Source organism: Paenibacillus oryziterrae (genome assembly GCF_042610485.1).
Taxonomy (GTDB): Bacteria; Bacillota; Bacilli; order Paenibacillales; family Paenibacillaceae; genus Paenibacillus_AQ.
The window spans coordinates 261,004-286,284 of record NZ_JBGJZO010000002.1; the positions used below are offsets into that span (position 1 = coordinate 261,004).

Below are 25,281 nucleotides of genomic sequence, written 5' to 3' on the forward strand. Positions count from 1 at the left end.
TTATTATTTTTGGGGAGGTAGCGGCCTGTGTCTGAAATCAAAGTACCCGATCTGGGTGAATCCATTTCTGAAGGGACCATCTACAAGTGGCTAGTCAAGGAAGGCGACACCGTTGGTCAAGGCGATGTACTGGCTGAGCTCGAAACCGACAAGGTCAATCTGGAGATCAGCGCGGAGGAAGATGGCGTCATCTCCTCCATTCTCCGGCAAGCCGGCGAGAATGTAGCCGTTGGTGAAGCCATTGGCATTATCGGCAGCGCGGGGAGCGCAGGCGGCGGACAGCCACAGGCGGCTCCGCCAGCTGCTGAAGCCACAGCGCAAGCTAGCCCGGCACCCGCCGCGGCGGGCAATGGTGCGGCAGCGCCAGCTGCTGCGCCTGAAGGGCCGGGGGCGGCAGGCGAAGCTGCCGCCGTGGCATCACCGGGCGCAAGGAAGCTGGCCCGCGAACGCGGCATCGACCTCGGCGAGGTGAGCGCCCGGGATCCTATCGGCCGGATTGCCCAGGCCGATGTGAAAGACCATGGCGCGGCGGTACCTGCAGCGCCTGCACCGTCGGCGCCCGTGCCCGCGCCTCCCGCGCCGCAAGCCAAGCCGGCAGCGGCCAAAGCGCCGCACCCGGAGGACGGCAAAGCCACCGAGCGCAAGCGCATGTCACGCAGACGGCTGACGATCGCCAGCCGCCTGGTAGAAGCGCAGCAGACCGCAGCCATGCTTACCACCTTCAACGAGGTGGATATGACCGCTATCCTCGATATCCGCAAGCGGCGCAAGGATAACTTTAAAGAGAAGCACGATGTAGGCCTAGGCTTTATGTCCTTCTTCACCAAGGCGGTTATCGGCGCACTTAAGGCATACCCTCTGCTAAACGCGGAGATTGACGGCGAGGATCTGCTGATCAAGAAATATTATGATATCGGCATCGCTGTTGCCGCCAAGGAAGGTCTTGTTGTTCCAGTTGTCCGTGATGCAGACCGCCTGAGCTTTCCGCAGATTGAGCGGGAGATCGGTGAGCTCGCCTCCAAGGCGCGGAATAACACACTCAGCCTAGCTGAACTTCAAGGCGGAACGTTCACCATTACAAACGGCGGCGTATTCGGCTCTCTGCTATCCACACCAATTCTCAATACACCGCAGGTCGGCATCCTGGGCATGCATAAGATTCAATTGCGTCCGATTGCACTGGATGAAGAACGCACTGCCAACCGCCCGATGATGTATATTGCCCTCTCCTATGATCACCGGATCGTAGACGGGTCGGAAGCGGTCAGCTTCCTCGTTAAAGTGAAAGAACTGCTGGAAGATCCCGAAGCATTGCTGCTCGAAGGCTAATTATATCGTTATACACATAAAGGCAACCATGGGCTAAGCCCATGGTTGCCTTTTTCACACCGCCAAATCAATCCCCACCACACCAACAACCTCTCCCTGGCGGTTTCTGATAGCGCGGGATAAAGTAATGCAGGACCGCTTCGTAATGGCTGAGACGTACGGGTTCGAAACATACGCCCCTTCATTCATCGCCCCGCTCCACCAGTCCCTGCGTTTCGCATTCAGCAGGCCAGCAGCAGGCTCAGAGAAAATGAACGTTCCGTCCGTACGGTTGGACCAGATCGCCTGTACATCCGGCACTTTCTGCATACATGCCGTGAGAACACCGCTGTGTCTTACCGGGTCCGGCTGATACAGTGCTTCCTGGGATGTAATATCCTGTAGAAGAGACTGCATTTCCTGAAGCCGGCCGGCGTACTGGCTCATTTCAATCTGTTCTTTGCCAACAATAGCCCCCGCCGACTCCCGAAGCGCTTGTGATTCAGCCAGCAAATTTGCACTAACCCCATTAAGCTGTCCGATCTGGGTCCGCTGGCGAGTGACCTGCTCCAGTGTCAAATCCACATTGGCAATCGTCTCAGTAACAATGGCTACTGCTCCGCTAAGCTCGGTGGTCGTATCTCCAATGAGCCTGCTCTGCCTGGAAGCCGCGTCAACTGTATCTAATACTACGGCACCCACATCATCCACTCTAGCCGCAATATCATCCAGCCGCAGCCGCAGTGCGCCAACCTCACCCACGCCCCGCTCCACCGCCGCCTGCTCAGCTGTTACCGATTCCAACACCTGCTTAACACCGGCGTTAATATCCAGCAACAGACTGGATGACCGGTCAACAGAGGATCTGCTCTGATCTGCCAGTTGGCGGATACGGCTGGCAACTACAGCAAATCCGCGACCCTCTTCCCCGGCTCTTGCGGCTTCTATGGAGGCATTCAAGGCAAGCAGGGAAGTTTCGTTAACGATCGCCGTGATCATCGTGTTGATTTCTTCTATCGTGGCCAAATGCTGACTCAGGGTAGAGAACTTGGCCCGCATGTCACCGCCCCGCTCCTTCAGTTCATTCATTACGGCATCGGTATTTCTAAGGGAATGGACCATTTCCTCGACACCTTGTCTGGCATCCTTCATATTCGCCCCAAGCTTGTCTGTCAGACCCTGAATATGCGAGGTAGCCGCTGCAACACCACCCATTGTTTCAAAAGCGCCCTCGATGTTCGCTTTAGCTTCATAACTGCGGGTACGCAGCCCAATCTCATATTCATGCGAGAAATCCGCAGTTAACTGAAGATCTTCGGTATGCCGACTAATCTCCTCCAGAGCTCCATGAAGACGGTCGGAGGTGACTACAATCTCATTGCCAAGCTGTTCAACCTTAACCTCCGCATTCTGAAGCCGCCGCTCTCCGCGCTGCCCGGTAACATATACAGCTATTGAACAGGCAATCAATGTCACATTAACGAACACAATAATAACCTTATGTACCCAAAACATTTCAATCCACAAACCATACACAGTAAAAAGTAGTAGAAAGGCAATTACAAGGCTCAATCCCCGGCGATTTAGCGGCATCAGCTGTTCACTCCACTCTGTTCGTGTTATGTATTCTGACATTATATCAGCTGATGTTAGTAAAGGAAATAGTTTCTATTGGAAATTCTCCCCTTCTATACTTAAGACGCCATCTCTACGGTATTTCCGCCTTTCTCCTTGGCTCGGTATAACGCCTTATCCACCCTCTTATATGCCTGATCTAGTGGACTAACGTCATCTACAGGCATCGCCGCCACTCCGAAGCTTGCAGTAACATGCACCGCTATATCTTCCGTACGGAAAGAATACTCCCCGATCGCCGTACATAACAGACGGGCGGTGCAGAAAGCATCACTCGCCTTGGCTCCATACAGGAGCATAATAAACTCTTCCCCGCCTAATCGGGCACAGATATATTGCTGGTCAATGGTACTCCGGATAATACCGGCAATATCCGTCAGCACCTTGTCCCCGACAGGATGTCCGTAATGGTCGTTAATCCCCTTAAAGCGGTCGATATCGAGGATAATCATCGAACACTCCTGTCCGCTGCGACGCATCCGTTCAATTTCTATGTAGGCTTCTTTGCGGAACTGCATGCGGTTAAGCAGCCCCGTAAGTGCATCATGACCTGCCAAATAATGAAGCTGCCGGTTTTTAAGCTTTAATCTGCTTTGACGATGTGCGACTTTCCGGCGCATATAGATGAGTTTTAGGTTCTGTCTCCACATAATCCAGGATATTCCAATGCTTACAAGCACCGTACATACAGCATTAATACGCAAGGATAATACAATGTCAGGATGAGGTTGGGTATAGGAGATAGAAAAATAAAAAACAGTATATGCCGTTACATAGCTGATGAGCGCCGAGAGCGGATGAATCCGCAAGACTACGGCTAAAGCAAGGCAAATGATCACAAATGGGGTCATTCCGGAGTTGACCAACTGATCTTGAGACGTTAGATAAATTCCTAGTCCAAGATATAACCAAGTCCCAAATAAAGTTAAGAGACATCCCCACGCTGTTGTTAAACGGTTATTCTGCAGCCACCAGGCACATCCCGCGAGAACAAGAACAGCTCCAGCCATAGAGTAGTGACCCAGCATAATTCCGGACCGCCACTCTGCAGCAGAAGCCGATGAGGGAGAAAAGCCGCTGAATACCAGCGCGCAGAGCAAGTGCAACGGAGCTAGTACAACAGCAGCATAAATAATACGTTTTAAATTGACAAGACGAATTTCTGTCATAACCACGGAGGCAGGGACTTGTAATAGTGCAATGTGCTTCCTGAACTTTGCCATGTTTCTACCCTCTTATTCAAATTTCAACTTCAATATAATACCATATCTCGTTTGAAATTGTCACAGATAAAAGCGATAGTGCTGCGATGCGTTATTACATTGCCGTAATCCGATCCAGCATTCCTCTGGCGATCCATACACCCGCTGCTCCTGCCTGAGCCAGACCGCGGGTCACTCCTGCACCATCTCCTCCGCAATATAGACCGGAAATCTCCGTCTCCAGTGACTCTGAGAGTTTAGGACGGGCGGAATAGAACTTAGCTTCCACTCCATAAAAGAGCGTATGCTCCGAGGCGATTCCCGGAGTCACCTTCTCCAGCGCTTCCACCATTTCAATCAGACTCTTCATTGTATTGTAAGGAAGTACAAGTCCCAGATCTCCCGGAACTGCCTCCTTCAGCGTAGGCTCCAAGAACCCCTCACTGATTCTTGTTTCCGTAGAGCGGCGTCCACGCAGAATGTCACCGTACTTTTGAACGATGACTCCACCGCTGGACAGGTCATTGGCTCTTTTGCAAATTTCGCGGGCGTATTCATTGGGCTTGTCAAAGGGCTCCGTAAACTTATGCGAAACCAGCAGCGCAAAGTTTGTATTTCTCGAACCCAGAGCCGGATCTTTGTAGGAGTGGCCGTTCGCCGCCATAACTCCGCTGTGATTCTCCACAACAACATGTCCGGAAGGATTGCTGCAAAAGGTACGGACGCGCGTGCCGACAGAGGTGTTATAAATGAACTTACCCTCGTAGAGATGCTCATTGATCTCCCGCATGACAACATCCGACGTCTCCACACGCACACCTACATCAACCTGGTTATTGTACATTTTGAGACGACGTTTCTTCAGTACCTCGGTCAGCCAGGCAGATCCATCCCGCCCCGGTGCAATCATGACCTGATTCGCTTCATAGATTTCACCGTTCTTCAGGGTAATACCAGTAATACGGTGAACGCCATCCTCTTTTACCGTATTAATATCCTGTACCTCCGCCTTGAACATCATATCGATCCGCGTCTTCAGATATTCATAAATGGATTTCAGAATCTCCAGATTCTGTTCCGTTCCCAAATGACGCACCTGAGCCCGCAGCAGCTTCAGCCCCGCCGCATACCCGCGCTGCTCGATATTCCGGATACTGTCTGTAGTCGGGTCGGTGATGAGCGGTGTCGCTCCATGCTCCAAATTAATATCATCGACATATTTAATTAATTCCAGCACCTTGGAAGGAGCCAAATAATCGGTCATCCAGCCGCCGAATTCAGTGGTAATGTTAAATTTTCCGTCACTGTACGCGCCTGCACCGCCAAAGCCCGCAGTAATGGAACAAGCCGGCAGGCAGCCTGCGAATTCCTTGCGGCCGGAAGCCGGAGGACAGAGTTTGATCTTCTCTTCAAGAATCGGACAATTGCGGCGGTAAATATCATGACCCTTATCTACCAGAAGCACTTTCCAATGCGGCGCTTTCCGTGTCAATTCATAACATGCAAAAATCCCTGCAGGACCCGCACCTACGACAATTACATCATATTTACTCATCTGTTCCTCCTTAGTTATGGGACAACAAAAATCCCGGCCACTGATAGGTATGCCAAAGCATCCTATCCGTAGCCGGGAATTTACGGTTCCCTGTAGAAACCCCCGGACCTTATCTTCGGGGATATACGAACAGCTTGTTATAATTTTGTGATCCATTAGGAAGTTTACCCGATATATACGAATGCGTCAAGGTGATATATTATAAATCATTCGTGTTTGGTGCAATAAAAATCTTACACATAACGTTAATTATTTGAATTTTGCATAAAAGACGAACATTCTCCACGCTATCTCGTATTGAAGGGAAACCCGTATCATTGTCGAATATATAATCCTATTGCTACTGGAAAAGAGGAACATCCTTATGCATCTGTCATCGCAAACTCCTCGCCAAGCCTACTGGAACCGTGTGCTTCTAAATGTATTCTGGGCTATACTGCTTGTAGATCTTTCAAGTCAACTTTTTATTTTCGGGTCCATGTGGGGCTACCGCCCTCAAGTCACGGAAGGGGAATATATTATCCGCTTTGTGGCGACTCCTGATTTGATCATACTCGCACTAATGCTTACCCTTGAATGTATTTATAAGTGGAAGCCCCAACATTCGGAAGCATCTATCACGGTCGGAAGCCATCTATATGCCATTCTGATCATCATGTTCATCAGCCCCGGGATTGATGTCAAACCGTTAATCATGATGCTGCCGCTGCTTGTATCCATGATCTATCTGAATAGTACCTATCTGATCGCTTCTTCAGTGGTTTGCGCCTTATACACCATAGTTCTATTCAGCACTACCGCAACCTACGATTACACGCTCCGGGTCGAAAATATTATTATCGCTATCATCTTTGCCGGAGCTTCACTGACTGGATTTGGGGTAATACGCCGGGGGCGGGACCTCCTCGGTTCGCTGGAAAACTCCATGAAGTCGGAGCAGGATCTGCGCATCCAGAACATCATCATGGACCGCCTGTCCAAGATTGATCCACTTACGGATCTTTACAATCACAAAACCTTTCATGAATATCTGGGCTGGCTGATTGATCATCAGCAGAATAATCCATTCCCGATGCAACTTGCGGTGCTGGATCTTGATAATTTCAAAAAAGTGAATGATGCCTATGGCCATTGGGTCGGCGATATCGTACTAAAGCAGGTCGCTGCCATCATCCTCAGCCATATTGGTTCTGACGATTTCGCCGCCCGCTACGGTGGAGAGGAATTTGTCATCATCCTGACTGCGAAGCCGCTGGAAACCTCTCATCATATTCTGGAAGAGATCCGAACGATGATTGCTGAATTCCCGATTGCTGAAATGGAAGGCAAAGCCGTAACTGTAAGTATCGGCATGCATGATTTTGCCGGAGCCGATTCCAAGAGCTACGTCTTTCAAAAAGCGGATGATGCATTGTACAAGGCCAAGAACACTGGGAAAAATAAAATTGTCGTTCTATAGCAAAAAAGAGCCTTCGGATTTCTCCGAGGCTCTTTTTTATTGTATGGCCATGCCATACTACAAAATTACAACCCGACATTCCAAGCTTTAAGCGGATCAAATATTTCGTCTGTGTACCGTTCGGGAACGGGTCTGCTCATCAGATAACCCTGAACCATGTCACAACCCGATTTTTTCAGGAAATTCAACTGACTCACATCTTCTACGCCTTCCGCTACAACCTTAAGGCCAATCTTATGGCCCAGTTCTACAATAGTTTGAACAAATGATTGGCTATACGGATCGTCTGACAGTGAATCGATAAAAATTTTGTCCATTTTCAGCGTAGAGATCGGCAGTTGCTGCAAATAGCTCAGTGACGAGTAACCTGTCCCGAAATCATCCAGCGCTATAAGAATCCCGTGTGACTTCAGGAACTCCAGCTTGCTGACAATACTTCCGAAAGACTCCATGAAGATAGACTCCGTGATCTCCAGCTCCAGGCAGCTCGGCGCTAGTCCGCTATCCTCCAGAGCCTGAAGTACCATATCTGTGAAATCATCCTGCAGCATTTGAATGACGGAAATATTTACTGAAATCTTGTAAGGGATTCCCACCCGGTTATGAACATCCTTCATAAAGAAGCAGGATTTCTGCAATACCCACTCCCCGATAGGGATGATCAGCCTGGAATCCTCAGCTACCTTAATAAAGGATAGAGGAGATACAAATCCCAGCACCGGACTATTCCACCGGATTAATGACTCTACACCAGTTATCTTCCCTGTCTGAATGTCCACCTGCGGCTGGTAATACAGCTCAAATTCGTTATTGCTCACACCGCTCCGCAGATGCTTCTCGATGTTCATCCGGTCATTGAAGGCGGCATGCATAGATTTGTCATACATGACATACCTGTTCTTGCCCGCTTCCTTGGCACGGTACATAGCAATGTCGGCGTTCTTCAAAATTTCTTCTGTCGTAAACCCATCTTCCGGATAGAACGATATCCCTATGCTTACCGTTACATACAGATTACTCTCTCCGATTAAGAACGGCTGCTTAAATCCATCCAGCACTTCCTCCGCCAGCTTCAGCACCTCTTCATGGCCTGTAACATCTTTTAGAAGAATGACAAACTCATCGCCCCCCAGCCTAGAGAGCACCATATTCTGACGCATTACAGACTGCAGTCTCTCACTGGACTTGCGGATCAAAATATCACCGAATTTGTGTCCCATTGTGTCATTGATATACTTGAAGTTATCCGTATCCACAAATAGCAGCGCAGCATGTCCACCCGGATTCTGGATATACTTTTCGATAGACTCAAGCAGGCAAATACGGTTGGGCAGATTACTTAAGGAATCGTAGTAAGCCAGATGGAACATCTTCTCCTGATTCTCAAGCAGCAGGTCGTATTGTCCTACAAGCTCCTGCTGGGTTGCCGTTAGCTGCTGGTACGTTGCCTCCAGTTCCTGATAACTGTTGTTCAGCTTAAATTCCACTTGCTTCCGGTTGCTGATATCAATCAGAGACCCAAGAAACAGGACGATACCTCCCTTGGGATCGACAGTTGCTTTACCTCTTACCTCAAACCAGATATACTCCCCTTTTTGGGTACGCATCCGGTATTCGGTTTCGTATATTGGAGTCAGGCCGGTCAAATGCTCCTGTCTCGCCTTACGTGATGACTCCTGATCATCCGGGTGAATAATGCTCAGAACGCCATTCTCATATGTATTAATTTCTTCCCGTGAATATCCCATCACTTCATACCACCGGTCCGACAGTGTATAGGTTCCCTCTGCCCAGATCAGCTCCCACATATACGCACCGGACCCCTCGAAGGCGAGCTTGAACCTGCGTTCATTCAGCCTGAGCTTTTCGAGCTGGTCCTTAAGCTCTTCCTCGGCAGCGGCCAACTCCTCATAAGTCGCCTCCACCTCTTCATAGTTCTGCTGCAGCTTCATCTCATTACGCTTGCGTTCATTGATATCTGTGCCGACCAATACATAGACGTTCAAGGCCTCTTTATCCCATCCCCGCAGGACGGTGGTCCGGAAATCAAAGTAGCATTCCGTCCCTTCCTCACATCTGACCTTCAGCTCCACATTGTTCACCAGGTCACCCAGTGTAGCTTTGTACAGAAGGTCTTTAAGCGCTCCAGCCAGACTGTTCTGAAGCTCTCCGATTTCTTCGAGAGTGGCCCCCAGGACATCCTTCTCCCGTAGCCCCGTCATTCGCTCAGCATACTTATTGAAACGGATGATTCGCTTGTCTTGACGGACCGCCCAGACGAACATTTCGGAGTGTTCAATTACATCTTCATAAAATTGCTGTTCGGCATAAATCGTCCGCCGCAGGTGATTAATATACATTCTGAGAAATACAAAGGTAAAAACCAGAAGACAGAAACCAATGACCACTCCGGAGATGATCCGGGTACGCATCATTTCCTTGTAATAATCGGAATGGTTAAAGAAATACTGTATGTATAGTTCTTCAAATGCACCTGACTGATGAAGCCGGTCCAGGCGGGCATTGATATAGGAAACCATCTGCGGCGATGACTTACTGATCCCGTAGGCCACATCCATCGGATACAGATTGCTCATTTTACGAGTAACTTTCCCGGTCATTCCTTGTTCAACAACCAGATAATCCACAACACCCTGATTCTCAAAAAGCAGATCGATTTCGCCCTTTTCCAGAGCTTCCAGAGCCTCCGGGACAGTGGGATATGTTTTGTATTGCGAGATGCCGACCTTATTCTTCAAAATCGTCTCTGAATACTGCTCGTTGCCCACACCAATCTTGTAATGGCTCATATTAGTGAGATTAATTTCTCCGGCCAACGTTTCTTTTGAATATACGGAGAGATAATTTTGGAATACTGGCTTGGAGAACAGCAAGTCCTGTTTTCTTTCTTCGGTCATAACCATCAGTCCGCTGGTATCGATCTCTCCATTGATTAGACGATCGTTTACCTCGCTCCATAATCCGGTACTATAATGAATCAAATAATCCTTTTTCTCAAAAATCATACTAGTCAGATCAATATCAAAACCTGTTAAATATCCATTTTGCATGTACTTATAGGGTGGATAATCCAGTTCAGCCTGGTAATTAACCTCTTCTCTCTCCGCGTGAACGGTAACAGGAAAGATAAATATTAGCAGGAACATGAACAGGAACAGGCTTTTGCAAAACTTCATCGTAATTCTCCTTTTAAACTCCGTGAATTGGAGATCCAGCTCTCTAAAGATGATTATTCGACAAAATATGGTATGCTTCCTGCTAACCTCCCCCTTTTGGACGTACAAAATGTGCGAAAATACGAAAATCGCGTAATACTTAAAATTGTAACAAATTTAACATCAGATCCTCTAATCTTTGGGTTGCTTTTTACTCCGGAAATGTGGATAATAACACTAATAGTTGATAATGATTATCATTATTATATTGATGATACTTAATGAAGCCATATTTTCAGTTAAAGGAGAATGAACATCCATGAACGCGATGACTACCCGGACGACACTGCAGGTTGATGATTATCTGGATTTGCTGAACTTGGCAGTTAAGGTTGGAGATATGAAATGGCAGAAAGAAATCAAATCCAGACTTCAGTATATTCTCTGCCTGCAATCCAGATAAAACCTCTCAAGGTGGAACGCTCCGCGTCCTAGAACCTTATATATGAATATAGCCGTGTTCCTTTCAGAGGAAGGCGGCTTTTTTTTGCGAATACAGAACGGTATAAATGTTACGCCCTATACTCTGTACCCTTGTATTTGTAGCAACTTCATCTTATTTCTTCGCTTTCGGCTGCGGGGTTTAATAATAAGGAGTATCTTAAGTATAATAATGGAATACAGTTCCTACAGATTGGAGTGTGTAAGGTTGAAAAAAGTTATGTTGTTACTTGGTATGTTTATTCTTTTATGGGTGCCGGCAGCTTACGCTGCAACGATTCCAGCTCAGCAAGGGCTGGTAACCGATCAAGCTGGCCTCTTAAGCTCCGGAGAAGCATCAACTATCGCAGAAGCTGCTACCGGAAGCCGCTACACATTCCATCTTCTGACCATAGATTCTCTGGAAGGAACAGATTCAGCAGAATACGCTACAGATGCCTATAACTCCTGGGGCCTTAAGACACGCGATTTATTGCTGCTGATTTCCAGCCAGGACCGCCGGGTGGAGCTTAATTTCAATAATCCCGGCCTACAGGCCTCGCTGGATGCATGGTCGATTGCCCGGGGAGGATCCGCAGGCAGTCCGGCGATAACCGCTCTGCTGGATACTTATTTCATCCCTTACGCCGGTAGCGGCGATTTCGCAGGTGGCATCACCTCCTTAATGGAGGCTGTGTATAACCTGGCGGGCTCACCCGCCGGCGCTGGAAATACAGGTGCTGGCGGCGGTGTAACAGGAAGTACAGGAACAGGAAGTGCCGGTACTGGAACTTCTGGAACGGGCAAGGCAGGTGATGGAGGGGCCGGAACCAGCGGCAATACAGGAAGCGGATCATCCGGGACTGGAACCGGCAACACAGGAAGCGAGACGTCCGGGACTGGGTCTGGCGGCCATACGGAAACGGGGGCATCCGATGCCGGAGGCAGCGGGGGTGAGAGCGGTTCTTCCGTAAATAACACTACTGGACGTTCAGGGCTGCCTCTACCCATTCTGGCATTGATTGTGCTGGGATCTGCCCTTGCCGTCTGGGCACTATATATCTCGGTTCTAGGTATGCGCCGCCGCAAGGAATGGTACGGGCAGCGGGAACTTCTGGGTACACTGCTGGTGCGGACTAATCGGGCTATTGAATCCTTAAAGCCGTTCCAAGGCATTGTTCAAGGTAAAACCGAAGAAATGGTGGACGGGATTTCAAAGCGTCTTTCGGATACCCTGATTCAAATTTCAGCACTGCGCGATGAAGACAACAGCGTTTCGATCCCCTTTTATCGTCCTGCTGTCCTTAAGGCTGCTGTCGGCAAGCTTCGTGTGACCACCGACACGTTCAGTAAGACTATTGGCGAAGAAGAGAAACAGGTTGCCATCATCAGCGAAGCTGACCGTAATGTAAAGGAGCGGATTAATGAATTGAAAAGCGATGCCCCTGAACTGAACCAGCAGCTTCAGAGTATCATCCAGGAAACGGGCTTCAAGCTTGATGAGATTGCCGGAGACCTGCAGGAACTTGCAGATGAAACAGCCAAAGCGGATCAGTTGGAGCTGTTTGACCCGATTGCCGCCCAAGAGATCACTGGGGAAGCTCTGGAGAAACAGGAGCAGATCGAGCAGGATCTCAAGGATGTTGACCATTACGAAGATAAGATGAATGACTTCCCGGAAGATCTGGCTTCAGTTCGTAGCAAGATTGCCGGATTGATCAATGAGCATTCTTTGCAGAATATGAAGGTTGCCCCTTATGACAATCTGAAGAAAGCAGAGGCGGCTGCCGCAGCACTGGAAGCCCCTTTGCGTAGCGGTGATATGGACGAAGTACGGAAAATCGCATCACAGCTGGACATTCTTCTGGAAGAGGCAGTGTCCATGACCGAGCGCCAGGCGCTACTAAGACAAAGTAACCGTCGCGATCTGGAGACGGTGCGCGCCAATTGGACACAGTTGAAGCAGCAGCGGGATGGACTGGAAATCCGTCTGCAAGAGTCAAGGTTACGTTTTACAGAGCAGTATGTTAGTGATAGTGATAAAGAGCTTAGCACATGGAGCGCCAAACTGCGTGAAGGTGCAGCTGAGCTTCCTCAGATTGAGAATTGGACCAGCGACGAGCGCGGAGAATATGAACAGGCACACCAGTCTCTTGAGTACCTTCTTGGCCTGCAGGAAGATGCCGGAAGGAAATTCAGTGAAATCAATTCCGCTCTCGACGCTTTAGAGGAGCGGCTGACAGCCGTCAGCAGACTCTTCTCCGACAGTGAAGGACGAGTGGAAGCGGCTGAGCATCTGTTATACAGCCGGGGACTTTCCGGCCGGATCAGCTTCCAGCTTACCTCGCTGCCTGAATATGGACAGCTGGAGCACGAGCTGGCATCACCGCCTCTTCATCTGGAAGAGTTGGAAGCACTGGCCCGTTCCTTGGAATCGCAGATCGACTTCTTCGTGAACGAGGCTGGCCGGCTGGTGCGCCAGAAAGAAGAGGAAGAGCGCCAAGCCCAGTTGGCCCGGATGCGGGAGCAGCAGCGACGAGAGCAAGCCCGCAAGCGGATGTCTTCCGGCCCTCCTTCCTCCGGGGGCTTTGGCGGCGGACGTTCGTCCGGCGGATCTTCATGGGGAGGCAGCCGGTCTTCGGGCGGCTCATCCTGGGGCGGCGGCGGGAGATCCGGGGGAAATTCCTCCGGCGGTTCGAAATGGTAGCATAATGGTCTTACATCAAAAACTCCGCTTCCCGAAAGGGCGCGGAGTTTTTGATAATAATGTAAGCATACGGCATGGCAGCCGTTGTATGGATCAATGATGATCATCATCGAGAAACGGCTTATTAACGTAATAATACATGACCCCCATGAGCACACCACCACCTATCATATTCCCGATCGTCACAGGCACGAGATTATGTAATACTCCCGCCCATGAAATGGTCCCTGGATGGTCCAGCACAAGCGCAATGGCAAAGGTACACATATTGGCAATACTGTGCTCATAACCGGAGATAAAGAAACAGAATACAAACAAGACCATAGCGAACATTTTAGCCCCGTCACTTTTCATCGACATCGGGACAAAAAAGGCCAGACAGACGAGCCAATTACATAAAATCGCCCGAAAGAACAACTGCAGCGTCGGGGCCTCCATTTTATGGGCAACTACATAGAGCAAAAAGCTGTTCACATTGGAATCGTAGAACAAGCCCGTCAGGAAAATAAGCAAAGCAAACGCCGTTGCACCCAGGATATTACCCAGATAAGTAATCGTCCACATCCGTGTGACTTCCGTCCACTCCATCTTGCGTCTTAGAGCCGCGTACGTGTAATAAAATGTGTCGCCTGTGAACAGATCGCCGCCGCCATAAGAAATGAGGATGATGGCCGCGCCAAAGGTAATGGCCGCCATAGGATACGTCATCGGCGAATGCTCCATATAGAAGAAGTTCCCCGTCTTGAATGCCACGATAACCCCAAAGCCGATAAACATACTGGCCAACATCGCTCTGGCCATATACCGGAGTATACTCTGCCGGTAAATCTTCTGTTTCTTAAGAGCTAGTTTCTCAACCTGCAGCAGCGCTTCGTTTTCCATATACCCTCCGTCTTTTCGGTCCGTATTTTCAGCTGGTAAAGGTTATCGTACAACCCCGGCTTATTATACCCAATAAACCGCTGGAAATTGCTTGAACCACAGAACGGAAATGAACCGCTTTTTGCTGCTCAGAACAGAGCCCTTCTTCTATCAGGTGTCATCATTAAGTGCAGCAATGGCCTCAGCCTTCTCGCTGCTGGCTAAGACGATAAGCACAAGAATCAAGCCGCCCAGTAACATATGCCTATCCCCGCTTTCCTTCACCCGTCATGCCTTACGTGACAATTTATGTGGGGAGATGAGGGAATATGAGTACACAAAAAGCCTGTTGAACGACTTCAACAGGCTTTTGTTCATCTTATGGTGCCAGCTTATCCCAGAAAACGAGGCTTAATTCAGGAAATTACTCAAGTCACCTGAGGCTTCGTTCAGTGCTTTAGGCTTGTCCCCTTCGTTCAACCCCAGACGGTTGTTCAGCTGGGTATTGATTACTGTCATTTTAGAGGTGTAGTCCTGGCAGCTCTCGATAATCCGGCGGTTGGACTGCTCGGAAGTATCCAGTGCGATCATCAAATCGCCAATGGCCTGGTTCACTGCTTCCATAGACATGGAAGGCTTGGACAGCAGCTCCGTTGTCTTCTCTGTAGTAGTGCGCAAGAGACGGGCATTCTCTTTGAACTGGTCTTCAATGGTCTTATTGGTCGCTTCCACGGCATTGATGACATTCTCCTGATCAGCCAAAGACATCGCAATCATAGCCGATACCGTAATCAGATTCGAGGTTTTATCAATGGCATTGTTGACGGAGTCGATCAGCTTGTCGTTGTTGTCATTAATGATATCCGTTGCGGCAATAGCTTGGTTGTAGAGCATGATCATCTCGGTCATCGACTGGATACGGACCATTACCTTGCGCAGTCCCCGCTCCAGATAAGCCTTGCGGAACTCATTCTCCGGCTTGGCAATCTCAACCTCAAACAGCTCCTTCAACTTGTCACCGAAGGCAATCTTCGTCTGAAGGTTATATATCTCCTCCATGGAGGTGCGTTTGAGCTGGCGCATATTCACAATACTTTCTTCTAAAGTATCTCTGCCATCCCGCAGTCCTGTGACGATCGCATCAATGTTGGTCCGCACAGACTGGTATTTGTAGACATAGTTCTTGAGCGGAGTCTTGCGCAGCATTTTGCCGAAAAAGCCGACGTTTTTGCTCTGCTGCAGCTCCTCGCATTCATTGCGCAGCTTCATGATCATGTTAGGCACTTCGACGCGTTTGCCGGACATTAAATCGTTAACCGGACGGTCTAGCAGCTTCAGGGTTTGACCCGCCTTCTCCTGTGTCTTCACTCCAAGCTTGCCGATCTCGTCCATAAGCGAATCCAGGGTAACGGTATCTGTCTTCGATACCTTCTCAATCAACTGTGAAGCTTCCTGGACCACCTTATCTTCATCTTCTTTTTTCAATTGGATTAACTGCGTGGACATGAATTTCCCTCCTATAATTCGGAACTGCTGTATCGCTGATGAATCAATTCCGCTTTACTCTGAAGTTCCATCAGGTCTTTATGTTCGATCGTCGAGGCGATATCGGATATTTTAGAATCCACATCTTTCAGACCGTTAAGCAGCATTCTCCGATTCTTCGTTTTAGCTTCGCCGCCAAGCCGCAGGAACGGATTGATAACACCATTCAAATCCTTCAGAATCAGCCTGCGGACGGTATGGTTGATCTCGCCGTTATTCAACTCCTGCAAGAGCGGTATAACACGCTGGAGTCTGGCGAAGAGGGCTAGAGATTTCTCGACAATTTCATTATCCAGTGTATCCTTCTGCCCCTCTGAAATAATCATATCCTCCAGAATGCTCAGATACTCGACCACTGGCGCAAATTCCGGCCCGATCACAACCTCATGCCTGCCGCCTGCCGGATGACCGACGGTTCCTGTACCTACTGCCGCAGGAGCGTTTGATGCACCTTTGCCAGCAAACGGACTGCTCGTCCGTTGTGAAGGGATCGTCCGCACAGGTTCCTGAACTGCAGGAATGACCTCATCCGGCAAATTGCTTACATGCTTTCTTGCGGATAGCACACCGGCGGTGGCCCCTGCTACCGGAAGCAGCAAGGATACCACCTCCGGCAGAATAAAGCCGGTCAGCACAGCGGCAGCATAACCTATGCCGGAGTATATTAGTACTTTTGAAGCAACTTCTGATTTCTTGTAAATGGTGCTCACCTCTTGCGATTAACGTATTTCCCGCAGCGCTAAATCACTACACCTGATACAGTAGACTCACCGCTAGGTTTCATAATTAAAGGTTTCTCTACATGGCTGGCCAGAACATCCTCGGTGAAATCCACCGGCATCACCTCACCGCCAAGCGCGCTTTTTACTGCCAAGTAAGGAAAGTTAATTCCGGTCAGACAGGAAATATGCAATCCGCCTGACATTCGTGGATTAATCTCCAGCAGCTTGGGTACAGAACCATTGTACTTCATTTGGATATTGAAATTATACGGAATTCTGTAGTTCTCCGCCACCTTGGCGGCAATTTCTTTCAGCTCGGCATTATTCTCCATTAACCGCAGGCGCCCCCCTGCTTTCCGGCGCGGTACAGCGGCCAGCAGCTTGCCTGAAGCATCCGCCAGACAATCAATGCTATATTCATACCCTTCAAGCAGCTCCATCACCATAAGCTCGGGGAAGGAGGGTTCGCTCGAAAGGATACGGTATGCTTCCTCAAAGGATATCAGCGGCGTCACATGACCGAACAGCTCTTGAAGCGGGCTTCTCTGGTTATCTACAATTCGAAAGCCAAGTCCGCCCTCGGAATCCGTAGGCTTGAAGCAGACCCGCAGTCCTTTAGCGATAAGATCCTCATAAGCCGCTTTGAATCCATCTGCGGTACTGACTACATGATAGTCTGGAATTGTCATGATCCCCTTCTCGCTTACACTCTCATAGAACTTGCCCTTATCCATAATGCATTCCAGCAGATCAACATCTCTGCACACAATAAGCTTGGTGCCGATCGCATCAAACAAATGGGCGTGCAGCGCAATATCCAGCATATGCAGGCGGGGAATAAAGATATCAATTTCATTCCGGCGGCAGAAATCAACGCAGAAGTGAACATATTCTATTCCTTCAAGCTTTGGTTCGGTCTCAGCGAAATCTGCCCCCTGTAGGGACATGTGCCGAATATCGGGATGAGTGGCGAAGATTGTAACAGGTACTCCATCATCGTTGCTGCGGATGAGATTCATATAATGATAAGCCACGGAAAACCAGCGATTAAAATAAATATTAACGTTTTTCATAGCGGCCAGCTCCTAATGCCATTGAATTATTGTAGATCTTACTTACATACTGCAGAATCTCATCGCTGGCGAATACCCCGGAGCGCGCCGTAAAAAGATATTTCTCTTGATGAAGCCCGCTTTGGTGCTCCGCATATATCTCTCCGTGGCAAGGGACCATCGCATAATCGGCGGCATCAAGCAGACATTTATCCAGCAGTGAATCCCCCGAAGCGACCATGGGTTCATGCTGGACAGTACGCCGGACATGCCCGATTGCGGCACTCTTGCTGACCGCCTTCGGCACCGCATACAGCTTGCGGCCTTGCAAAGATACACTCCAGCCTATAACATCCAAGTCATCACCTAAAATAGCCGTCAGATCCACAGGCAGCAGATCGCGCTGGACAACAAAGGTGAAGAATAAATCGTCGCAGAACCGCTCACTGATGACCCATTCTTCACGCAAGACCGACCAGATCCGGTTCCTTACTTCCTCCGCGGGAGCAGAGTGGCGTTCCACAAGCTTCCCAACCGTTTCTCTCCACTCCCGGTCAACTTCTCCCTTAATCAGAATGTTGCCGCCGTTGCTTGTAATGGCATAGTCCGGAATGATCGTCTCCTGAAAAAGATTGATCCGCTTGTACTGCTGTACGGTTCTTGTGGTCACCGGCATAAAAACAATGTGTTCAACCAGCCTTTCCAACTGCAAAAGAGCTTCTCTTGAAATGTATGATACGATGTTCCCATTAATGATCTCTGCCGGAACAAGTCCAGGCGAATCCTCCGGAACGCCGATAGCACTTAGAGAATAAATCAGAGTGCGGTCCAGATCGCTGGCGTAGATCATTCACTTTCTCCCTTCAGCGGCTTAATGATTCCGCAGCAGGAATACGTTAAGTCAGGGAATACCTCAACCGGAACCCCCCGGTCCTTAGCCAGCAGCATAATATGCCGCAGGTTGGGGTTCTCCAGGGAATCCACGAGAATTCTCCAAGGCACTCTGCGCAAGAGCACCCGCGTAGTCTCACCTACGCCCGGCTTTACAAGATTAATATCGGCAATACCGAACGCATGCTGAATGCTGCGAATATCCTGCAGTCCCTGCCAGGTCACCTCCGGAGGAGACTGACGCATCTGCATAGCCGTCTCCAGCCCCTCCAAGGCTACTGCCGGGAAATAAGGACAGACGGCTTCAATGAACTCATTGGATACATCCTCATTCAGCCATTCCTTATAAAATTTCGCTCCGTGGAAATCGTCCGGTCCGATCAAATCATCCCTGAGCACGGTGCGGCTCATCAATCCCGATACTGTTGAGTTTAGGCAGGCGCTGGGAATGAGGTAATCCTCCCTTGTCCCGTAGGTCGCCGAACAGTGTCCGGGATCAGCGAGCACAGCCAAATCATCGTTAAGCCGGATACCGTATTTGCTGTAGAAGCTGTTGCAGGCTTCAATCAGAACCTGGCGAATTGCCCCTTTTCCCGTCCAACCGTCGATGAACTGGAGCTCTGCGTCCAGGCCATGCTGTTGAAGCATATAGAGTACAGCATTCTCATCAATTCCTTTGCCGCGGATAATGGAGATACTATAATGCGGCAGATCGACGCTGTATTTGTAGGCAATATAACGTTTAATCAGCACACCAATCGGAGTGCCTGCACGGGCCAGGGATACCAGCACCGTCTTCAAACCTCTCTCAGCTACAATTAACTCAGAAACCACCGCTACCGCATAAGCCACCTTCCGGGATGATTCCTGCAACGTTTCGTGGAACAGCCCGATATAGCCGCTTGTCGGCTGATATTCAACAGGCAGCATCTCCGAATAATGGATCCCGGACTGAATGGCCTCTTCCCGCTCCTCCGTCCCGCGCTCCAACGTGACCTCACTAAGATCCTTCAGGAGAAAAGTAACATCCGAAGGCGGGTAGCTCCCGAGCGGCACCGGAGGGGCGATCACTTTCTTCATGATTTGCTCTGTACCTGTTCCACTCATTCACAAGCCTCCTGTTCCTGCATCACCGAAGACAATACGATCAGATGCACCTTATGCCGGGCAAGCTTTTGTAAAATATCAGTCATCGGCTGAATCCGTTCCACAGGCACTTCCCGCTCCAGCAGCACAAAAATCTCGTCATAGGCTCCTGGTTCCACATTATAAATAAAGTTCGTAATACCCGGATCTCCAGCTGAAGGGTACCCTGCAGCAGTCTGCACCCCGTAATCCAACCTACGGCTAGGATGAATAGGGCTTCTTGTTGAAGACTGATAGGCAACACCTTCTCCCATCTCTGCCGCGATCCGCATAGGCAAGTACATAAACTCGCCCACACCCATCACCAGCACCCGTTCACCTTGGCGCAGCTTCCGTAGCTGGTTTGCCACTGTACTAACCCCTGCATCAAGAAGAGAATTATCCGCCGCTTCCAGACCAAATCTTCCAGAGTATTTGATATAAGGCGCCTGATTAATGACATGCAAGGAATCTGTCGAGGCGACTGGAAGCCGCTCCATCCCGTCATTTACGTAGGTTGTTACTACAGGCACAGCTGATCTGGAAGGAGAGTGTTCATCCACCACGTCCAAGAGAGGAATCCCTTTCACTTCGATATTTCCTTGCAACAAGCATAGCGATTTAATGGATATTCCGAGCTCCTGCTCCAAATTACTGTAGGCTTGAAGATTCTTGTCTGATCTCCAATCCAGGATCGAGGCAATAACGTATTCCTTTCGGGGGAACTTCGATTGAATATCACGGATGGTATTAATCGCGGTATTTCCTGTAGTAATCTCGTCGTCAACCAAGATGACCGGCTCATCGCCGGACAGCAGTTCAGCATCAAGCGCGTAACACAGGTGGTCAACAGCGTGTGAATGCTCCTCTTCGAAATTAATGACCGATTGCAGTTCAGGAATATCCTCACGTGTAGTATGAATATACGATGCATTGCCGGCGAAAGTATTGTACATGCTATGTCCCAGTGCCGTTGCTGTCTCCGCGAACCCGATAAACAGAACCGGCTTCGGCAGAATCAGCTTGGCAGCCATCAACTTCCGGTACGCCTCCTCGGCAAGCTCCGGCTGAACAAGTCCTTTCATGGCCTGGTGCAGCAGCTTGTCCACAAGTTCCTGGTGCGGGGTTCTGCTCTCCAGATCCATCTCCCGGTATAATAAAAGCCCCAAAGCCGCCCCGCTGAGCAGCGGAGTATATGGATTAACAGGAATATGCTTCCCCAGCACTTTACTCACGAACAAAAATGAACGCTTCTTATTGATGCGGGCAGCCATGGAAAACAAGGCAGCAACCGGCATTTGAAACGGATTGGCAGTTTCAGTTACAGTGACCTGCAGATTCTCGACGATATTAAACGTATGTGTATTCGTTCTCGGGCAGTAGTCCGACAAAATGCTGTTGTTCATGTAACACCCCGTATAGTTGAGATCGTAGTAAAATACGTCTGGCCCAGTTCAAATGCGGCTTGATTTCATTCATTTTATTGGAGTAATCACTTTTGAAGACTCCCTTGCTACCATCGTTACTCTCTACAATGCCGAGCGCATCCACGTATTCCTCATGCATAACCGTATACATTGCCTGCACCGGTCTTAGATGCGAGGGATGAATAATGGTCTTGCCAATGATTCCATTCTCTTTATCAAGTACGACTTCGCGGATTAACCCGTCCATGGCGCTCGAGATATAATTGTTGCGTAGGTCACGCCCGCTCTTGCCGTAAGTGTCCTCGAACGGTGTCTGACGCAGCTGCGGACGGAGCACCCGATGGCCTTTATTCGCGAAATATTCCCATACCGGCCCGGAGATAACATATCCTTCTTCCATCCGGCCAAATACATTGATAATGTCAGCAATGCAATCGCGGATCGGAGCCAGCTCATAGATGCTGATATCAGGACTACGGCGCAGCCCAAACAGGCTGGAGAAATCCGTTGCGCCTATTCTTACATTGAGCACATAATCCCGGTATTGCGACAATAAGTGGCGAATCGACATCAGATTATCCATCCGGCTCTCCCGATAAATGATGGGGGCGCTTTCCAGTATGGGCATTCCATACAGGACAGGAGCCGAATAGGGGCGGGTTTCATTGTAATCGGCAAGAACCTCTAAGTATTCCTGTCCGTTAAGGGCGGAGAATTTAGGGAAAACAAAGCCGGTTAGAATTTCAGTTAAAGAGCCCAGCCTGAATATAAGCTGCTGCATCTGTCCGGAACTCCGTACACGGATAAAAATAAGCGGAAGGCTGCCTCTTGAATCCGATTCATTCTCCGCATATGCGGCTAAAAAGGCCAGATGGCGGATTACACTATGCTCCGCAAGGTCGACTTCACCATCTCCAATGGCATCTTCCAGATCAATAATGACGGTGACAAGGCCACTTTGTTTAAGTTTAATAATGTCTTCAGCGACAGTAGGGCGGGTTGCCGGCATATAAAGGGCCGCCCCAAGGGCGTAGGCCAGCAGATCTTTGCTCATGGTATGATCAAATGATATAGGTGATGAGTAGAATAATGACTTTTCTTGCTCACTCGACAGGTAATCGAAATATTTCAAAGCCCTACCCCCTTCAAATATGCCTAACTGAAGCGGCGGAAATCGCCGATTGTAAAGAATAGCAGAACCAGCGATACCGTCCTCACGGGGACGGTATCCGGTTCTGCACTACACACGAAAGCTTACTATTACTTATATAATTCGATTTACCTGACTACATTTGTCTGCTTGAGACATCCCCGTGGATCAGGCGTTTTTGTTAGCTTCTCTTTTCCGTTTGCCGGAACTGTACAAAATGGTTCCGATAAATACGGCAATCAGAATAGCGAAGAATACAACATGTGACATTTCATATCCAAATGCACCGGCCATCATTTTACCGGCAATAATAGCAATGAGTAGGAAAGCGGTTTGTTCCAGTTCCGGGAAACGTTCGATCAGTCTCAGGAAGACCTGTGCAACTCCACGCATCATCAGAACGCCGAGAATACCACCGAGGAACAATACCCACACTTTATCACTCAGACCAAACGCGGCAACGACAGAATCGATACTGAAAGCAATATCCATTAATTCAACAAGCAGGACAGTCTTCCAGAAAGAAGTGCCTTTATTCTCGGTTCCTCCTTCTTCGCCGCCGCCCTTAAATATTCCTTTATACGCGATATAGAAAAGATACAGTGCGCCAAGAACCTTAACGAGTGTGAATTTAATCAGGAATGTTCCAAGGCCGATTGCCAGGAACCGGAACAAATACGCACCCAGAATCCCGTAAAATAACGCCTTTTTCTGCTGTTCTTTCGGCAAGTGCCTAACCATGACAGCAAGAACCAGTGCATTATCCGCAGAGAGTAAGCCCTCCAGCAGAATCAAACTTCCGATAATCCCCCAGCTAACAGGATCGGACAACGTAGACATCACATCGCTCCAGGAGAAGAAATGTCCATAGTTCTCACTGATACTTCTAAAAAAATCAGAAAACCAATCCATTATGTTTCGCGCCTCCGTCAAATCAAATTATTTCTTGCCAGCTACCCAGCGCATGCCCCAATGATAGGCCTCGTCCATCTCCCGATGTCCGCTGAAATACTGCACCAGCCGCTCTATGCTAAAAGTCTCATTGTTCACATTCCGGATCATTGCAATGGCGCACATTCCCTTGTGGTTGTTATGCTCGTCCATATGGACGATAATTTCGGGACCGCCAGATTGCTTGATCGTCACTACTCCATCCGCTTCGGACCAATTGGTAACACCTTCATAAATAAAAGCAAAAATCAAAATACGTTCGATTTCAGCCAGTTTACTTCCATTAATCCTTAAGTTCTCCCCGGTGGTTACTGTTCCGGTGCGGTCATCGCCATCTAATGAGGTGTATGGAGGCTGGGTCAACGAGCCAAAAGAATTACCCAAAGCCTGTACGACCCCTTTTCGGCCATCCTTCAGTTCGAATAAGCAGGCAAGATCGAGATCCACTCCCCGGCTGCGATTAAAAAGACCCCCGCGCCCTTGTTTCTGATTCCAATTCAGGTTGACCAGAATTTCACCCAGACCGCCGGCAGATTTCTTCAGATTAATAGAATCGCCTTTCTTCTTAAGCTCGATCTTCTTCAGATTCAAATTCAGCGGTGCCGCGGAGGTTTCTGTGTGTACATGCGGTTGTGCTACTGGTTCACGGGAAGGAATCTCCACCCGCGGAATCGGTTGCGGTGGCGGTCCAGACGACTGCTTCTGTTCCGGCAGCGGCAAGGTGTCCGGCGGAGTCGGTTCTTCCCTAACGTCTATACCGAAATTCCCGCATAACGCCTGAAGACCACCCGAGAATCCGGCAGCAATAGCACTGAACTTCCACTCCCCGCCGTATCTATATAATTCTCCCGCCACAATGGCTGTTTCCACAGAGAAATGATTTCCAAGATCACACCGGACAATTTCCGAACCTTGTCCATTCAGGATCCGCAAATAAGCCTGCCCCACTTGCCCGAAGCTCTGCTTGCGTTTCTCTCCCTCATGAATCGTAAGTGTAAAAGCGATTCTATGAATCGCAGCCGGTACCTTGTCCAGCTCGACCTCGAATTTCTTCGTGGTCCCGGAGGACGGTATATCCTTATATCTGATATAAGGCATTTCTGGATTATTATAGAATATTAAATCCTCATCTCTTGCTACTTTCCCCTCGGCTCCGAGTAAAAACGCCGAGCTGTCGATCTCCATAATAGGCGCTGCTTGCCACCCGATCTCCACGATAAGCTCTCTGAGGCCGGGATTAGTCTTGGTCAGGTCAACCTTTTGACCCTTAACTACATTTATACTCATGTGTGCACCACCTTTAAGTGGAACTGATTTCTAGGTTACTTGTTCAAAAACAGCTCCACCAAGTGGAGCCCTTAATATGCCATATGCAGAATTCATTTGAAAGAAAGAGCAGGATCACTTCGACCCCGCTCCTCTGGGTGTTATTGCGCGTCTAACCCGTAGTTTTTGCATAGCGCACTAAGTCCGCCGGCGAACCCGCTGCCGATGGCCTGGAATTTCCAGTCCAGCCCATGACGGTAGAACTCACAGAAGACAACCGCCGTTTCTGTGGAGAAGTCTTCCCCAAGATCAAAACGCAGAACCTCACGGTCCGAAGATGCATCCACAACACGTACAAACGCATTGGATACCTGTCCGAAGTTCTGTGCACGGCTGGCATAATCATAAATAGTTACCGTAATGCCAATACGCTGAATATGCGGCTGTACCATGCTGAAATCAATAATAATCTGCTCGTCGTCCCCGTCGCCTTCACCTGTCCGGTTATCCCCGGTATGCGTTACAGCGCCTGCACCACCAGTCGGATTATTATAGAATACGAAATCCTCGGCCCCTTTGGCCTTGCCGTCTTCATGCAGCAGAAACGCAGAAGCATCAAGGTCAAAGTCCTGACCACCGCTGTATTTATTTGTATCCCAGCCCAGCCCTACAACCACACGGGTCAAACCCGGATTGGTTTTGGTAAGATCTATCCGTTGTCCTTTGGAAAGACTGATCGTCACTGACCTAACCTTCTTTCATCAATGAT

The 25,281-nt window shown here is 49.2% G+C and carries 19 protein-coding genes and 1 riboswitch; of the genes, 4 read left to right on the forward strand and 15 right to left on the reverse strand.

The window, feature by feature from the left end; genetic code table 11:
* Positions 1–27: 27 nt before the first annotated feature.
* The gene (odhB, locus tag ACAN55_RS03595; protein ID WP_379128188.1) at positions 28–1,329 is read left to right on the forward strand and encodes a 2-oxoglutarate dehydrogenase complex dihydrolipoyllysine-residue succinyltransferase; all 1,302 of its coding nucleotides are present in this window, start codon (positions 28–30) and stop codon (positions 1,327–1,329) included.
* Between the two features lie 54 nt (positions 1,330–1,383).
* Here odhB and ACAN55_RS03600 read toward each other — a convergent pair whose 3' ends face one another.
* The 3 genes from ACAN55_RS03600 to ACAN55_RS03610 form a co-directional block, all read right to left on the reverse strand.
* On the reverse strand, positions 1,384–2,943 hold the full coding sequence (locus tag ACAN55_RS03600; RefSeq protein WP_379128190.1) for a methyl-accepting chemotaxis protein: 1,560 nt from the start codon (positions 2,941–2,943) through the stop codon (positions 1,384–1,386).
* Between the two features lie 59 nt (positions 2,944–3,002).
* Positions 3,003–4,166, reverse strand: a complete 1,164-nt coding sequence (locus ACAN55_RS03605; protein ID WP_379128194.1) for a GGDEF domain-containing protein — start codon at positions 4,164–4,166, stop codon at positions 3,003–3,005.
* Positions 4,167–4,260: 94 nt separating this feature from the next.
* Positions 4,261–5,700 (reverse strand): NAD(P)/FAD-dependent oxidoreductase, encoded by a 1,440-nt coding sequence (locus tag ACAN55_RS03610; protein WP_379128197.1) that lies wholly within the window; start codon positions 5,698–5,700, stop codon positions 4,261–4,263.
* Positions 5,701–5,749: 49 nt separating this feature from the next.
* Positions 5,750–5,849, reverse strand: a riboswitch (purine riboswitch).
* Positions 5,850–6,064: 215 nt separating this feature from the next.
* On the opposite strand from ACAN55_RS03610, the gene ACAN55_RS03615 reads away from it, so the two are divergent.
* Positions 6,065–7,159, forward strand: coding sequence for a GGDEF domain-containing protein (locus tag ACAN55_RS03615; RefSeq protein WP_379128200.1), 1,095 nt, complete (start codon positions 6,065–6,067; stop codon positions 7,157–7,159).
* Between the two features lie 65 nt (positions 7,160–7,224).
* Here ACAN55_RS03615 and ACAN55_RS03620 read toward each other — a convergent pair whose 3' ends face one another.
* Positions 7,225–10,356, reverse strand: a complete 3,132-nt coding sequence (locus ACAN55_RS03620) for an EAL domain-containing protein (RefSeq protein ID WP_379128203.1) — start codon at positions 10,354–10,356, stop codon at positions 7,225–7,227.
* 298 nt (positions 10,357–10,654) lie between these two features.
* Between ACAN55_RS03620 and ACAN55_RS03625 the strand changes: the two genes are divergently transcribed.
* Together ACAN55_RS03625 and ACAN55_RS03630 are read left to right on the forward strand one after the other, a co-directional pair.
* Complete coding sequence (locus ACAN55_RS03625; protein WP_379128206.1) at positions 10,655–10,798, forward strand: hypothetical protein; 144 nt, start codon at positions 10,655–10,657, stop codon at positions 10,796–10,798.
* Between the two features lie 273 nt (positions 10,799–11,071).
* On the forward strand, positions 11,072–13,522 hold the full coding sequence (locus tag ACAN55_RS03630) for a TPM domain-containing protein (RefSeq protein ID WP_379128209.1): 2,451 nt from the start codon (positions 11,072–11,074) through the stop codon (positions 13,520–13,522).
* A 93-nt stretch (positions 13,523–13,615) separates the two neighbouring features.
* Here ACAN55_RS03630 and ACAN55_RS03635 read toward each other — a convergent pair whose 3' ends face one another.
* The 11 genes from ACAN55_RS03635 to ACAN55_RS03685 all read right to left on the reverse strand — a co-directional run bounded on the left by ACAN55_RS03635 (position 13,616) and on the right by ACAN55_RS03685 (position 25,255).
* Positions 13,616–14,404, reverse strand: coding sequence for a formate/nitrite transporter family protein (locus ACAN55_RS03635; RefSeq protein WP_379128212.1), 789 nt, complete (start codon positions 14,402–14,404; stop codon positions 13,616–13,618).
* A gap of 390 nt (positions 14,405–14,794) precedes the next feature.
* Positions 14,795–15,889: a toxic anion resistance protein gene (locus ACAN55_RS03640; RefSeq protein WP_379128214.1), complete on the reverse strand. Its 1,095-nt coding sequence runs from the start codon at positions 15,887–15,889 to the stop codon at positions 14,795–14,797.
* An 11-nt stretch (positions 15,890–15,900) separates the two neighbouring features.
* Complete coding sequence (locus ACAN55_RS03645) at positions 15,901–16,638, reverse strand: hypothetical protein (protein WP_379128216.1); 738 nt, start codon at positions 16,636–16,638, stop codon at positions 15,901–15,903.
* Between the two features lie 29 nt (positions 16,639–16,667).
* A complete protein-coding gene (locus ACAN55_RS03650) occupies positions 16,668–17,723 on the reverse strand; it encodes an ATP-grasp domain-containing protein (protein ID WP_379128219.1) in 1,056 nt (351 codons plus the stop codon).
* A complete protein-coding gene (locus ACAN55_RS03655; protein ID WP_379128222.1) occupies positions 17,710–18,552 on the reverse strand; it encodes a hydrolase in 843 nt (280 codons plus the stop codon). Before ACAN55_RS03655 ends, ACAN55_RS03650 begins: the two co-directional genes overlap by 14 nt.
* Positions 18,549–19,700: a cysteine protease StiP family protein gene (locus tag ACAN55_RS03660; RefSeq protein WP_379128224.1), complete on the reverse strand. Its 1,152-nt coding sequence runs from the start codon at positions 19,698–19,700 to the stop codon at positions 18,549–18,551. Before ACAN55_RS03660 ends, ACAN55_RS03655 begins: the two co-directional genes overlap by 4 nt.
* A complete protein-coding gene (locus ACAN55_RS03665; protein WP_379128226.1) occupies positions 19,697–21,124 on the reverse strand; it encodes a phosphoribosyltransferase family protein in 1,428 nt (475 codons plus the stop codon). The genes ACAN55_RS03660 and ACAN55_RS03665 overlap by 4 nt, the downstream gene beginning before the upstream one ends.
* Positions 21,069–22,277 carry an HpcH/HpaI aldolase/citrate lyase family protein gene (locus ACAN55_RS03670; protein WP_379128229.1) on the reverse strand — a complete coding sequence of 403 codons (1,209 nt, stop codon included), beginning with the start codon at positions 22,275–22,277 and terminating at the stop codon, positions 21,069–21,071. Before ACAN55_RS03670 ends, ACAN55_RS03665 begins: the two co-directional genes overlap by 56 nt.
* A 186-nt stretch (positions 22,278–22,463) precedes the next feature.
* Positions 22,464–23,207 (reverse strand): TerC family protein, encoded by a 744-nt coding sequence (locus ACAN55_RS03675; protein WP_379128232.1) that lies wholly within the window; start codon positions 23,205–23,207, stop codon positions 22,464–22,466.
* A 27-nt stretch (positions 23,208–23,234) separates the two neighbouring features.
* Positions 23,235–24,533: a TerD family protein gene (locus ACAN55_RS03680; protein WP_379128234.1), complete on the reverse strand. Its 1,299-nt coding sequence runs from the start codon at positions 24,531–24,533 to the stop codon at positions 23,235–23,237.
* Positions 24,534–24,673: 140 nt separating this feature from the next.
* The gene (locus tag ACAN55_RS03685; RefSeq protein WP_379128237.1) at positions 24,674–25,255 is read right to left on the reverse strand and encodes a TerD family protein; all 582 of its coding nucleotides are present in this window, start codon (positions 25,253–25,255) and stop codon (positions 24,674–24,676) included.
* Between the last annotated feature and the right edge of the window lie 26 nt (positions 25,256–25,281).

Excerpts from the sequence above, each read along its gene's own strand:
- ACAN55_RS03600 (WP_379128190.1), bottom strand. The coding sequence starts at position 2,943 with ATGTCAGAATACATAACACGAACAGAGTGGAGTGAACAGCTGATGCCG.
- ACAN55_RS03605 (WP_379128194.1), bottom strand. The coding sequence starts at position 4,166 with ATGGCAAAGTTCAGGAAGCACATTGCACTATTACAAGTCCCTGCCTCC.
- ACAN55_RS03610 (WP_379128197.1), bottom strand. The coding sequence starts at position 5,700 with ATGAGTAAATATGATGTAATTGTCGTAGGTGCGGGTCCTGCAGGGATT.
- ACAN55_RS03615 (WP_379128200.1), top strand. The coding sequence starts at position 6,065 with ATGCATCTGTCATCGCAAACTCCTCGCCAAGCCTACTGGAACCGTGTG.
- ACAN55_RS03620 (WP_379128203.1), bottom strand. The coding sequence starts at position 10,356 with ATGAAGTTTTGCAAAAGCCTGTTCCTGTTCATGTTCCTGCTAATATTT.
- ACAN55_RS03625 (WP_379128206.1), top strand. The coding sequence starts at position 10,655 with ATGAACGCGATGACTACCCGGACGACACTGCAGGTTGATGATTATCTG.
- ACAN55_RS03630 (WP_379128209.1), top strand. The coding sequence starts at position 11,072 with ATGTTTATTCTTTTATGGGTGCCGGCAGCTTACGCTGCAACGATTCCA.
- ACAN55_RS03635 (WP_379128212.1), bottom strand. The coding sequence starts at position 14,404 with ATGGAAAACGAAGCGCTGCTGCAGGTTGAGAAACTAGCTCTTAAGAAA.
- ACAN55_RS03640 (WP_379128214.1), bottom strand. The coding sequence starts at position 15,889 with ATGTCCACGCAGTTAATCCAATTGAAAAAAGAAGATGAAGATAAGGTG.
- ACAN55_RS03650 (WP_379128219.1), bottom strand. The coding sequence starts at position 17,723 with ATGAAAAACGTTAATATTTATTTTAATCGCTGGTTTTCCGTGGCTTAT.
- ACAN55_RS03655 (WP_379128222.1), bottom strand. The coding sequence starts at position 18,552 with ATGATCTACGCCAGCGATCTGGACCGCACTCTGATTTATTCTCTAAGT.
- ACAN55_RS03660 (WP_379128224.1), bottom strand. The coding sequence starts at position 19,700 with ATGAGTGGAACAGGTACAGAGCAAATCATGAAGAAAGTGATCGCCCCT.
- ACAN55_RS03665 (WP_379128226.1), bottom strand. The coding sequence starts at position 21,124 with ATGAACAACAGCATTTTGTCGGACTACTGCCCGAGAACGAATACACAT.
- ACAN55_RS03675 (WP_379128232.1), bottom strand. The coding sequence starts at position 23,207 with ATGGATTGGTTTTCTGATTTTTTTAGAAGTATCAGTGAGAACTATGGA.
- ACAN55_RS03680 (WP_379128234.1), bottom strand. The coding sequence starts at position 24,533 with ATGAGTATAAATGTAGTTAAGGGTCAAAAGGTTGACCTGACCAAGACT.